This is a genomic window from Chryseobacterium gallinarum (assembly GCF_001021975.1).
GTDB classification, from domain to species: domain Bacteria; phylum Bacteroidota; class Bacteroidia; order Flavobacteriales; family Weeksellaceae; genus Chryseobacterium; species Chryseobacterium gallinarum.
This window is the reverse complement of record NZ_CP009928.1, coordinates 4,051,540-4,064,373: the sequence shown is the minus strand read 5'-3', so window position 1 is coordinate 4,064,373 and position 12,834 is coordinate 4,051,540. Positions and strand designations below refer to the sequence as shown.

Here is a 12,834-nt window from a genome sequence, read left to right as displayed (position 1 = left end):
AAAGAACAAAGAGAAAAGAATAAAGACTTACAATATTAAATTCTTTTGAAAGCCAGAAATCATTCTCTGTAGTTCTATGATTTTATTTTCTATTTTTTCGGTTTTAGAAATTTCTAGGTAATTTCTGTTGCCTGAAATAATAATTTGAGTTTGCAATTCATAAAGAGAGTCTATAACAATTCAAAAATCGAAGCCGCACCTTGTCCGGTTCCCACACACATAGAAACCATTCCATACTTATTGCCACGTTTTCTCATTTCGTCTAAAAGCTGAACGGTTAATTTTGTTCCGGTACATCCAAGTGGGTGACCTAAAGCAATGGCACCTCCATTGACATTTAAAATATCAGGATTTAAACCTAATTCTTTTTTAATGGCAACCGATTGGGAAGCGAAAGCCTCGTTAAGTTCGATCAATTCAATATCTTTTAATTCCAGACCAGCTTGTTTCAACGCCTTTGGAATAGCATAGACAGGTCCCATCCCCATGATTCTTGGTTCAAGCCCGGCTGCTGCATAAGCTACTAATCTAGCTTCCGGCTGTAAACCCAATTCTTTTACCATTTCTTCACTCATTACCATTACGAAAGCAGCTCCGTCACTCATTTGAGAAGAGTTTCCGGCTGTTACGCTTCCTCCGTTGGCAAATACAGGTCTAAGCTTCGCTAACCCTGCTAATGAAGTATCCGCTCTTGGGCCTTCATCCACTGAGAAATCAAATTTCTTTGTCTGCATCTTCTGGTTTTCATCCAGGAAGTTATATTCTACAGGTACCGGAACAATCTGATTCGCAAATCTGCCTTCCTGATTCGCTTTCAACGCTTTCATGTGAGATTCAAAAGCAAACTGATCCTGTTCTTCTCTGGTAATGTTGTACTGTTTAGCCACTTCCTCTGCAGTGTAACCCATTCCCCAGTAATAATCAGGGTTTGTTTTAGCAATATCCGTTTCAGGTACAGGCTTGTAACCACCCATTGGGATGTACGACATAGATTCGGTACCACCAGCGATGATACAATCAGCCATTCCGGCCTGGATTTTTGCAGAAGCAATCGCAATCGCCTCACTTCCTGAAGCACAGTATCTGTTTACCGTAACTCCCGGAACCTTATCCGTGTTTAACCCCATCAGAGAGATCAGCCTTGCCACATTAAGCCCTTGCTCAGCTTCCGGCATTGCATTTCCTACAATAAGGTCATCAATTCTGTTTTTATCTAATTGAGGAAGCTCAGCCATTAATTTTTCAATAACCGTAGCCGCCATTACATCGGGACGTGTAAAACGCAGGGAACCTTTCGGCGCTTTTCCTACTGCTGTTCTGAATCCTTTTACTATGTATGCTGTTTTCATTGTTTTGTATTAAAGTATTTTGTTAGATTTTAACCTCGTATAGGTATCCTGTTTATAGCTTTTAAGTTTTGTAAATTTGGAGCTCCGTAGGAGCGACCTGTTAATCTTCAATCCATTCAAATAAATATTTTGGATCATATTCTATTTCAAATTTTGACATTACATCCAAGTATTCTTCTTTGAAAGTTTTCTTTTTATGATGTTCTTCCTGATTCAAAATATATTTTATAACCGAATCTACACTGCTTTTAGAATAAGAAAAAGCTCCGTATCCTTCCTGCCAGTTGAACTTTCCATTTATCCACCCTTTCTCATTGATGAACTTTGAAGAGCCTGCTTTAATATCCTTTACTAATCAGGTTTTGCCTTCCTTTTACAGCGAAAACAATCTGAAGATAAATCTGTGTGTAGGTATTTGCCATAAAAATTAATAGGTCGCCTCTACGAGGCTCTGTAATTCTTAATTATTCAGCTATTAACAGTCCGCTCCTACGGAGCTCCCTGCTAGTTTCTCAAAGGTTTTCCGTTTTGCAACATGTATTGAATTCTTTCCAGAGTTTTTCTTTCACCGCAAAGCTGAAGGAAAGTCTCTCTTTCAAGGTTCAATAAATACTGTTCGGTAACAACTGTTGGTTCGGATAAATTTCCACCTACCATTACGTTGGCTAGTTTATCTGCAATTTTCTTGTCGTGCTCAGAGATATAGTTTCCTGTTAACATCTGGTCTGTTCCTACGTAGAACATTCCTAATGCATCTTTACCAAGAACTTTTACTTTTTGCTCAATAGGTTGGGTGTAACCTTGCTCTGCTAAAAGTTTTGCTATTTTTTTAGCTTCAGCAATCTGTCTGTTTTTGCTTACAGAAACAATATCTTTTCCTTTTTCAAGGATTCCCATATCGTAAGCTTCGTAGGCAGAAGTAGCCACTTTTCCCATGGCAATATTCATGAAAGCATCACGAAGCCTGTTGTTTTTAACATCGTCATTATGGAATTCCCTGGATGTTCTTAAAGTCAGCTCTTTAGTTCCGCCCCCTCCGGGTATTACACCAACACCTGTCTCTACAAGGCCGATATATGTTTCTGCTGCGGCAACCACTCGGTCTGCGTGCATGGTCATCTCGCAACCGCCTCCTAAAGTCATTCCGTGAGGAGCTACTACTACAGGAATAGAAGAGTAGCGCACTCTCATCATCGATTTCTGGAAGTAAGCGATTGCCATGTTTAAATCATCCCAATCCTGTTCGATGGCCATCATAAGGATCATGGCAAGGTTGGCTCCCACAGAGAAGTTGGCACCTTGATTTCCTATTACCAGTCCGTCGTATTCTTTTTCTGCCAGGTCAATGGCTCTGTTTAATCCGTCAAGGACTTCTCCCCCAAGGGAGTTCATTTTTGAGCGGATCTCAAAGTTGATGATACCGTCACCTAAATCTTCAATAGCAGCACCTGAATTACTCCAAAGTGTTTTATTTTTTCTGATGTTATCCAGTATAATGAAAGCGTCCTGGCCAGGGATCTTGTTGTATTCTCCGGAGTTTTTATCAACATAGATGCTTTGTCCTTCGTCATTTACTTTATAGAAGGTTTCTACATTTTTCACCCAGTCTGAAACCTCATACCCGGCTTCTTTGGCCAGTTCAATTCCTTTTTGAACACCTACAGCATCCCAGATTTCAAACGGGCCATTTTCCCATCCGAAGCCGGCTCTCATGGCATCGTCTATTTTATAAACTTCATCAGAAATTTCTGGAACTTTATGCGAAACATAAGCAAATAATGCTCCTAATGATTTTCTGTATAATTCGCCGGCTTTGTCTTTACCTCCGATCAGTACTTTGAACCTGTCAATGGGTTTATCAATTGTTTTTGTTAACTCCAGAGTAGGGAAAGATGATTTTCCCTGAAGTTCATATTCTAATGTATCAAGATTTAATCCGTGGATTTCAGATTTTCCTTCTGCATTTTTCACTTTTTTATAGAAACCTTGTTCTGTTTTTGAGCCCAGCCATTTATTATCCATCATTTTCTGGATATAAGGAGGAAGTGCAAACACATCATTGAAATCATTGGCTTCTGCGCCACTTTGGCGTACCCCATTGGCTACCATTACCAGAGTATCAAGACCTACAACATCAGCTGTTCTGAATGTTGCCGATTTTGGACGCCCGATAACAGGGCCTGTCAGTTTATCCACATCAGAAACCGTAAGTCCAAGTTTCTGTACATTATGAAGAAGATCCATCATAGAGAATACTCCGATTCTGTTGGCGATGAAAGCCGGAGTATCTTTTGCTAAAACGGTTGTTTTACCTAAGAATTTCGCTCCGTAATTCATGTAAAAATCTACAATCTCAGGATCTGTATCGTTGGTAGGAATAATCTCAAGAAGAGGAAGATATCTTACCGGATTAAAGAAGTGGGTCCCTGCAAAGTATTTTTTGAAATCTTCGCTCCTTCCTTCAGTTAATAAGTGGATAGGAATACCCGAAGTATTGGAAGAAATTAATGTTCCCGGTTTTCTGAATTGCTCAATTTTTTCGTATACAGATTTTTTGATATCAAGTCTTTCAACTACTACTTCAATAATCCAGTCTGTATTCTTTATTTTTGGTAGGTCATCATCGAAGTTGCCTATTGTGATTCTATCTGCAAACTTTGGAGAGTAAAGAAGTGCAGGACTTGCTTTTTTAAGTTTTTCAAAGTTTTCGGAAGCAATTCTGTTTCTTACTGCTTTGTCTTCTTTGGTCAAACCCTTTTTCTGTTCAGCTTCAGTCAATTCAAAAGGAACAATATCCAAAAGTGACACTTCTACACCAATATTGGCAAAGTGTGCTGCGATACCGCTTCCCATAATTCCTGAACCAAGAACCGTTACATGTTTGATTCTTCTTTTCATATGTAAATTTTTAGTATTTAAATAAGGTCACATGAACCATACGGTTTCATTATAATCTATTTTCTGTTATTTAATAATTCGTTGGCTATTTTCATGATTTCAGCCATGACCTCTTTAAAGGTTTCCATTTTCTCCGGAGTAATCTTTTCCATTACTTTTTTGTTAAAGTTGACAACAACTTCCTTAGACATATTTCTGGAGTTTAGGCCTTTATCTGTAAGTTTTATGATCACTTCCCGTTTGTCAGTAGTGGTTTTTTCCTTATAGATGTATCCGTTATCTTCCAGAAGTTTAATAATTCTTGTTAAAGAAGTCGGTTCTATCGCCATCTTGGGGCCAAGATTTGTACTTCGGGTCCCTTCTTTGGGATCAATTTTAAGAAGGGTAAGGGCTTGTACAGCCGTAGAATCATGCTCCTGGGCAAGTTCTGTGTACATTTTCGAAACAGCCAACCAGGTCTGTTTTAAAATTAAATCTACGTTTTCTATTTTTTCTTTGTTATGATCCATCATTGATGCGCTAATGGTTTTACCCAAATTTAATAAATATTATGCATGCATAATATTTATTAACGTTAAATTTTGTTAATAATCTGATAATAAGGTGATTAAATTGTATGATAAGCATAATACTATGCATGCATAGTATGTGAAATAATCAAATAAAATGAAGTATTAGTGAATGTTTTTGATGTAATCAACGATTTCTTCAAAAGATTCGCATTGGTATTGATGGTAATCTTTAGTAATAATCCAAAAGTTGTTTTTCAATTCAAAACGGAGTGAAGAAAGGTCTTTTTGAAAGTTTTTTTGAAGCAGGGAATACAGCATTTCTTTATAAACCTGTGGTGCTACGATATATGGCGCCACAAAATTCTCGTTTATTTGAAATAAAGAAGCATTGGTAAGTTCGTTATGCTTCAATAAAATATCTTCCACGATTCCTGTATACAATCGGGTATTTTTCACATACCATATCTTATCGGCAAATTCTTTGGCCAATCGCCAGTCATGAGAAGAAAATAAAATGAGTTTATTTTGCTCTTTAGCAAGTTTTCTGAGGGTTTTGAGAATGATAATCTTATTCTTTTCATCCAGATGGGTAGTGGGTTCATCCAGTATAATAACAGGAGCGTTTTGAGTAATTGCCCGTCCGATAAATGCTTTTTGCAGGTTACCATCCGAAAGGTTTTTGAGAAGTGTATCCTTATATTGCCGGAGATCCAGCTCTTCAATGATATGCAAAACCTCTTCACGGTCTTCCTTTTTTAACTCAAAATAAAAAGGATAGTAGATATACTTTCCTAATGAAATAAGATCCTGAACGGTATAATGCTGTGGAACCACAGATTTTGAAAAAACAATAGCAATGTTTTCAGCGATTTCTTGGACGGAAAGTTTCTTTACATTTTCATTATTGATCAAAATTTCTCCATCCAGCAAAGGAATCTGATGCAGAATAGATTTAATCAAAGTGGTTTTTCCTACACCGTTATTACCAATCAATAAGCAAACATCACCAAGTTTCAACTCAGCATTGGCATTTGAAATTAATGTTTTGTTGTATCCGATATTGGCCTGTTTGATTTGTAGGTGCATTCCTGATCTTGACTAAAACGCAATGGCGCAGATTGTTTTACAAAAATACTATTTTTAAGATGCAAGGATTATACTTTGTGAATTTTTATTCTGTTTTTTAATTATAAATGATTGACAACTCTCGTGACTCCATTTTTGAAAACATCAGATTGAAAATTAAGTAACAGTTCTAGCTTGCATCCTGTCATTTTTAAATAGGTTAAAAGTTGAGCTTTATGGATTGAACTGATATGTTTTAAGACGCAAGAAAATTAAAGATTTTCAGCAAGTGCGATGTTTTATGTACGTTATTAAATTTTATCGGAGATAAAATCCTTGCGCCTTTGCGTTTTTCAACAAAACAAAAAATTATATTTTATTCTGCTTCAATAGCATCCCCAGAATCACAGGAATCCCAAATACAGAGCTGATAACATTCAATGGAATCTGTGTTTTTTCTGCGATAACAGAGAAAAACAACATGATAAGCATTCCCAGAAACATATTCAGAATCCATTGCTGCCATAATTGGGAAGGATTATAGATCAGTCTGCAAAAGTGTGGGACAATAATTCCAATAAACAAAATAGGACCTAAAAAAGCAGTAATAGAGGCGGAGAGGAGAGAAGATGCTACAATGATCAGCAATTTTAATTGCTTCAGATTTACTCCTAAGCTTTGTGCATAGGAAGTACCCAATGAATTACCAATAAGAGGTTTTATCGCTTTAAAACAAAAGAATAATCCTGTTAGAACCAGTATCAATAGTACATAAATCTGGTTTCTGCTCACCATATTATTGGCTCCGAAGGACCACAAAATATAGTTTTTCAAACTCTGATTTTCTGCATAAAATTGAAGTAAAGAAACAATAGCTCCTGCAAAAGCAGACATCAGAAACCCGAAAATAATGAGATAAGATTTATCCTGAAATTTATTAGACATGGATAGTAACACCAGCATCAACACCAGGCTTCCCCCGATTGCCGACAGGCTCAGGAAACTATTTTGCAGAAATTCAGGGAGAAGAATATCATGTGAAAAGAAAATATAGAAAGCAACAGATAGACTGGCTACAGAAGTAATTCCCAATATATCCGGGCCTGCTAATGGATTTTGAAAGTATTCCTGCATCAGAAAACCTGATGTGGGGATTGAAATGCCGGCTAACATCATGACCCATACACGGTTGACACGGATTTCAGCAATTTGACTATGATCGGTATTCCGGAAAAAATCCTGGAATCCTAAACTTAAAAATCCTGTATTCAGATTAATAATTGCACTTGCTATAATGGCAACTATTAATAATAAACACAGGATTTTAAACCTTTTTGACATTGTTCAGAAAGTATTCTGTAGATTTATTTTAAGAAAGCATCAATTTTCGAATTCAATACTTCTTCCGTCATCATTCCTAAATATTCATCCGTTTTATCCCCTTTTCTCATGAAGGTAAAAGGAATTGAGCCGCCGTCCCATTGCTGGAAATTATTGGCAAAAAAGTTTTGATCCAGTTTTTGCCCATCCAATAGAATAATATTTCCACCAAGATTATTTTCTATTGCAAAATTTTTAACTGCTCCATTCCAATCCGATTTATCATCCAGGTTGATGAAAGTAAATTTTACGGGTTTTCCTTTTAATTCCTGCATTTTATCTTTGAAACTTGGAATTTCTCTCATACAAGGGCCACACCATGTTGCAAAAAAATTAGTTACGTATAAAGTATCATTATTTTTTGCCAGGTGCTGGCTGATATTTTCAGGGGAAAGTTCCCTGGGAATATAAGGAACAACTTCAGCAGCCGTATTTTGAGTCACAGAAAGTGAGTCTGTAGTATTTACAGCATCCGTTTTCTGGCTTTCCTTTTTACAGCTGTATACTGCACTTAAAATCAGGATGGATAAAATTATCTTCTTCATAAATTATTTTTTATCTATTTTTGAATTGAAGTTATGGAACAACAAATCTATAAAGGGAAACTGACACAGTTTCATCCGTTAAAAGTAACGAAAAAGGAAGACCTGACCAAAAATACTTTTTCTCTGGAGTTTGATATTCCCGAGAATCTGAAAGACCATTTTAAGTTTGAGGCCGGACAGTATGTTAGTGTAAAATTTCAATCTCATGGAGAGGAAGTAATCAATGATTATTCAATGACCTCTGCTCCTTATGAAGGAAAAATATCACTGGGGATAAAAGTAAACTCCCCTGACGGAGCGACTTCCCAGCTATACCAGAACTATAACGTGGGAGACGAGCTGCTGGTGAGTGAACCCGGAGGAAGATTTACTTTAGTATCCAAACCAAGTGAGTTCAGAACTATTGTTGCTTTTGCGGCAGGAATTGGAATTACACCAATTTTGAGCCATTTCAAGAATATTCTTCACAATGAGCCACGTACGAGATTGTTTTTATTCTTTGGAAACAAAAGTTCAGAAGATCTGGTTTACAGGGATCAATTGGACAATCTTGCCAGAACATGTGGGGACAGACTACAGATCTTTTATTTTTTTTCGCAGGAAAATACGGGTGATCAGTTTTTCTATGGCAGGCTGGATGAAAAGAAATTAAGCCTGATCATCAATCAGATTCTGCATCTGGATGATACGGATGAAGAATCTACAATCTGGGATGCAGTGGATGAAGTTTTAATTTGTGGAAAAGGAGAAATGATCAAAACACTGGCGAATGCCTGCTACCATCATGGGATTCCTAAAAAAAATATTCATTTCGAACTTTTCGAAGAATTCAATGATGATATTTATCCTGTAGAGAAAGAATTTCCTCTCATTGAAAATATTGAAGTGGAATTTACAATGATGGGCAAAAATTATTCAACACAATTGCCGGACAATAAAGATAAAATTTTACAGCAGCTTTTGATTCAGAATTTTCCTGTGCCTTATTCCTGCAAATCGGGGATTTGTGGAAGCTGTGAATGTTTATTGGAAGAAGGAGAGGTGGAACTGCTGGAAAATGAATATCTTACGGAAAAAGAAGAGATGCAGGGACATATACTGGCCTGTATGTCTATAGTGAAAAGTAGAAAAATAAAGCTTAACTTTGATTTTAGTTGAGAATTATCAGGAACATATTTAACCTAGGTTGTATATCAATAGAATTGGGAATTCTATTGATATGTTTCTGTAATGTCTGGGTTTTTGGGCTTACCAACGGGCGTACTTACACCAAAATATCCAAAATTCCTCCACGGGAAATTGCTTTGGTCCTGGGAACTTCTCCTAAAATGAGATCAGGGCAATCCAATCCTTATTTTACCAAAAGAATGGATGCTGCCGCGCTCCTTTATCATCACGGGAAAATCAAAAAAATTATTGTAAGCGGAGAAAAAAGCAAGGGATATAATGAACCTGCTGCCATGAAAAACTATTTGGTCAATCAGGAAGGGGTGCCTGAAGATATTATTATAGAAGATCCAAAGGGTTTCAATACCTATAAAAGTATTCTCAGATGTAAAGATGTTTACAAAAAGAAGAATGTGATCATTGTCTCACAAGGCTACCATAATCTTCGGGCCTTGTTTTTTGCAAGAAATAACGACATGAATGCCTTGGGTTTTGATGCCCAGGATGTGACTAAACCTGAAAGTTTTTACAGAAATCAGGCGAGGGAAATCCTCGCCCGTGTAATTGCTGTAGTATATTTTATCTTAGGCGTTTCCCCGGATTAGAAAGGATATCCGAACGCGATATTAAGGGTAGGTTTGAAAGGCTGGAAGTTTTTGAATCTCCATCGGTCTCCTTCAGGTTTATTAGGATCATAAATTTTGTAAGCAAGATCCAGCCTGAAGGTAATATAAGCTACATTTACCCGTAATCCGAATCCACTACCGATACCCATTTGTCCTAAGAATTTCCCGAATTTAAATTGATCATTATGAGCATCCTGATGATTACGTAGGCTCCAGGTATTTCCGATATCTGTAAATATTGCTCCCTCATACATATTATTGAATGGAATCCTGTATTCAATATTAGTAGTAAGCTTTACATCATTGGTCATATAAGTTCGTACCCTTTCATCTACCTGGGAATCAGCAGGACCTAGTCCGCCGAATGCTACCCATGCCCTGATATCATTGGAACCCCCGTTGAAATAGGATTTGATAATAGGCATTTCTTCAGAATTTCCGTAGGGAACACCCACCCCGATAAACTGACGAAGAACCAATGTCTGATTTCCGTTAAATTTAAAATACTTTCTTGCGTCAATATCAAATTTTACGAACTGTGCATAAGGTATCCCGAAAATGGTTTTTTGAGGTCCTGAAATAACTCCTCCGTCATTGCTTCTTTTATTGAACAGGCTTAAAATATTACCGGCAAGTTCAACTTTCCCATTAAAATAAAAAGCATTGGGATAATCTTTTTTACCAATTTCACTATATACAAAGTTATAGATCATGGAAGAAATAAGAACATCTTCCGTCTGTCTTTCCTTATTGATAAGACTCCCTCTGAATGTAGTCAAAAGATCATTACCCTGCTGGTTGAGCCCTTGCTGATATTGTGTATCCTCTAAAATTCTCTGAGAAACTTCATCTATAGTAAGCTGCCCGTTGGCCAACTGATTTCCAATATCTGGTCTGAAAGTGAAATAATCATTAAATATTTCATCTTTTACAAGCCTGTCATTCACGAAGTAATCATAATAGGCATTTTTATTTTTAGTCAAACTGACCTGGGTATTGAACAGGGTAAGCTTGTGGTATACCTGATCATTTACGTTGGCCTGATAATTTAATCCGGTATTGAAATTGACTCTTCCCAGACCTATATTCGTCTGTATAGAAGATCCCAATAAAATGGATGAGGTAGGCGTGTACCTCTTAGGAATAAACTTATAATAATTAAAAGGTAGAAGCAGTCGGGGAAAATTAAGCGAAGCCTGTGCAGATATTTCATAAGCTAAAGATCTTTTATTAATATCCTCGGTACTTCTGATAGATCCGAATGTACCGGAAATACTGGTGGAAAGGTTTTCCGCACCTCTGAAAACATTCCGTGTCGTAAGATCTACAGAAGGGGAGACCCCCAGATTAAGTATCTGAGAATAATTACCATCCAAACCTACCTTCAGCTCATATTTCGGAAGCGGTTTCAGCACATACAGAACATCCACAATACTGTCATTGGGAGCAGACATTCCCCCTTGTCTCAAAGAGTCCCTTGCTTTTACAATACTGAAGTTGTTCATGGCCAAAAGATTTCTTTTGGTAACATCTAGCTTTTTTTGATCAAATATCTGTCTGTTATCCGGAATAATGGCTCTCCATAATGATGAAATTTTGTATTTGTCGTTCACAGTATGGAATCTGATCCTTCTTAAGCTGTCTTTAACCGTATTTTTAGGGTAGTCACCAGGCTCATCCACAATAGCTACATCAATATTACCAAATGTAGAAACTTTATAACGGCTGTCCAGAGAGTCTTTATGAATCTCTAATGTAAGCGGTACATTTTTTTTATTTTTTAAAGAATCTGCTACAAAATAAACTTCATCATTAAGGTTATTGAATTTATAATATCCAAATTCCCGCATGAGGTCGGTAATTCTTGTCACCTCTTTTTCAAGAATCGTCTGGTCAAGGATATTTCCTGACCGGATCAGGCTTTTGTTAAGATTGGCAGTATAATATCCTTTAATTCCCAAATCAGGAATATTGTAATAATAATCTTTGATCCGGGTAGGCTCGTTATGTTTGATAAAATAGTTGACTGCAGCTTTTTTAGAAGCGGTATCCAGATCATGCTTGTATTGTACATCAGCATCCCAGAAACCCCTGTAGATAAGTCTTTTCTTAATAGATTCGGCACTTTTCTCACTTCTGGTCTGATCCAGAATTACAGGAGGAGTTCCCCAATTATGCAGGATACGGTCCAGAACAAGGCTTTTCCCTATACTGCTTTTCATATTATACTTGATGAATAATGAATCCCTTAGTTTTTGGTTTCTCATCTCACTGGGATAAGTCATATATTCATTAAGAATGGTATCATACTTTGGGTTGGCCATATTATAAAAAGCCAAACTTAATGGCATAAAAAGAAGCTGCTTTTTATTAGGTTTTTGCTGAACATAATCTTTCAGCTCCTCATCGAAAAATTCTTTTTTATCTTCGAACTCAAAGTTGTTCTTGGTAAGCAGGTATTCGCCTTCCGGAACTTTTTTTGTTGTACTACAAGCATAAAGGAGGCCAACAAATGTTGCAAATGAGATAATTTTATAATATTTTTGAGGAGAATTCTTATAATGCTTACAGCTCATACAATAAAAGTTTTACAATCTTTAGATAAAAAGAAGTTCAGACAAAAATACAATTTGTTTTTGGTTGAAGGTAATAAAATCATTTGTGAACTTTTCAATTCTAACTTTAAAGTTAAAGAAATATTATCAACCGATCCGCAAAAATTGGACCGTACTGATATCCCTGTTACCCATATCTCTGAAAATGAGTTAAAAAAAATCAGCTTCCTGAAAACGCCAAAAGATTCTGTAGCCGTATGTTACCTGGCTCAGGAACAAAAAACGGAGGATAAAGAGATTCAGCTGGTTCTGGACGGAATTCAGGATCCTGGAAATCTGGGAACCATTATCCGGCTGGCAGACTGGTTCGGAATAGAACAGATTATTTGCAGTGAAGATACGGTAGATTTTTACAATCCGAAGGTCATCCAGGCTACAATGGGATCTTTTACCAGAGTAAATATCGTTTATACCAATCTTGTAGAATATCTTTCCCAAACGGAAAATGTCAATATCGGAACTGATATGGACGGAGAGAATATTTATACCTTTGAAAGGCCGGAAAAAATCAATCTGATTTTAGGAAATGAGGGGAACGGGATGAGGCCGGAAACGGAGGAACTGCTTCAAAAATCCATCAGCATTCCAAGATTTGGAAAATCCCGGTCTACAGAAAGCCTGAATGTTTCGATGGCAGCGGGGATTATTTTAGGACAGTTATTTTCAAAATAGAAATC

The 12,834-nt window shown here is 36.8% G+C and carries 12 protein-coding genes and 1 pseudogene; 3 read left to right on the top strand and 10 right to left on the bottom strand.

Annotated features, from left to right (window positions below; genetic code table 11):
• Positions 1 to 27: 27 nt before the first annotated feature.
• The 9 genes and pseudogenes from OK18_RS21965 to OK18_RS18035 all read right to left on the bottom strand — a co-directional run bounded on the left by OK18_RS21965 (position 28) and on the right by OK18_RS18035 (position 7,749).
• Entirely contained in the window at positions 28 to 156 is a 129-nt protein-coding gene (locus tag OK18_RS21965) for a four helix bundle protein (RefSeq protein WP_157837429.1), read from the bottom strand.
• A gap of 14 nt (positions 157 to 170) precedes the next feature.
• Positions 171 to 1,349, bottom strand: coding sequence for a thiolase family protein (locus OK18_RS18065; RefSeq protein ID WP_050020922.1), 1,179 nt, complete (start codon positions 1,347 to 1,349; stop codon positions 171 to 173).
• Positions 1,350 to 1,449: 100 nt separating this feature from the next.
• Positions 1,450 to 1,771: pseudogene (locus OK18_RS18060) on the bottom strand (hypothetical protein).
• An 82-nt stretch (positions 1,772 to 1,853) separates the two neighbouring features.
• Positions 1,854 to 4,247 carry a 3-hydroxyacyl-CoA dehydrogenase/enoyl-CoA hydratase family protein gene (locus OK18_RS18055; protein WP_053328913.1) on the bottom strand — a complete coding sequence of 798 codons (2,394 nt, stop codon included), beginning with the start codon at positions 4,245 to 4,247 and terminating at the stop codon, positions 1,854 to 1,856.
• Between the two features lie 56 nt (positions 4,248 to 4,303).
• Positions 4,304 to 4,756: a MarR family winged helix-turn-helix transcriptional regulator gene (locus OK18_RS18050; RefSeq protein ID WP_050021398.1), complete on the bottom strand. Its 453-nt coding sequence runs from the start codon at positions 4,754 to 4,756 to the stop codon at positions 4,304 to 4,306.
• 165 nt (positions 4,757 to 4,921) lie between these two features.
• Complete coding sequence (locus OK18_RS18045; protein ID WP_050020923.1) at positions 4,922 to 5,845, bottom strand: ABC transporter ATP-binding protein; 924 nt, start codon at positions 5,843 to 5,845, stop codon at positions 4,922 to 4,924.
• Between the two features lie 101 nt (positions 5,846 to 5,946).
• Entirely contained in the window at positions 5,947 to 6,075 is a 129-nt protein-coding gene (locus tag OK18_RS20940) for a GxxExxY protein (RefSeq protein ID WP_082129228.1), read from the bottom strand.
• Between the two features lie 118 nt (positions 6,076 to 6,193).
• Complete coding sequence (locus OK18_RS18040) at positions 6,194 to 7,165, bottom strand: FecCD family ABC transporter permease (protein ID WP_050020924.1); 972 nt, start codon at positions 7,163 to 7,165, stop codon at positions 6,194 to 6,196.
• 23 nt (positions 7,166 to 7,188) lie between these two features.
• Positions 7,189 to 7,749: a TlpA family protein disulfide reductase gene (locus OK18_RS18035; protein WP_053328912.1), complete on the bottom strand. Its 561-nt coding sequence runs from the start codon at positions 7,747 to 7,749 to the stop codon at positions 7,189 to 7,191.
• Positions 7,750 to 7,782: 33 nt separating this feature from the next.
• Between OK18_RS18035 and OK18_RS18030 the strand changes: the two genes are divergently transcribed.
• Positions 7,783 to 8,907 carry a ferredoxin--NADP reductase gene (locus tag OK18_RS18030; protein ID WP_053328911.1) on the top strand — a complete coding sequence of 375 codons (1,125 nt, stop codon included), beginning with the start codon at positions 7,783 to 7,785 and terminating at the stop codon, positions 8,905 to 8,907.
• Between the two features lie 44 nt (positions 8,908 to 8,951).
• The gene (locus OK18_RS18025) at positions 8,952 to 9,521 is read left to right on the top strand and encodes a SanA/YdcF family protein (RefSeq protein WP_394331962.1); all 570 of its coding nucleotides are present in this window, start codon (positions 8,952 to 8,954) and stop codon (positions 9,519 to 9,521) included.
• Here the strand turns inward: OK18_RS18025 and tamL are convergent.
• Entirely contained in the window at positions 9,518 to 12,118 is a 2,601-nt protein-coding gene (gene tamL / locus OK18_RS18020) for a translocation and assembly module lipoprotein TamL (RefSeq protein ID WP_053328910.1), read from the bottom strand. The genes OK18_RS18025 and tamL overlap by 4 nt on opposite strands.
• Here tamL and OK18_RS18015 point away from each other — a divergent pair.
• Positions 12,104 to 12,829 carry a TrmH family RNA methyltransferase gene (locus OK18_RS18015; protein ID WP_053328909.1) on the top strand — a complete coding sequence of 242 codons (726 nt, stop codon included), beginning with the start codon at positions 12,104 to 12,106 and terminating at the stop codon, positions 12,827 to 12,829. The two genes, tamL and OK18_RS18015, sit on opposite strands and share 15 nt — an antisense overlap.
• The last annotated feature ends 5 nt before the right edge of the window (positions 12,830 to 12,834 follow it).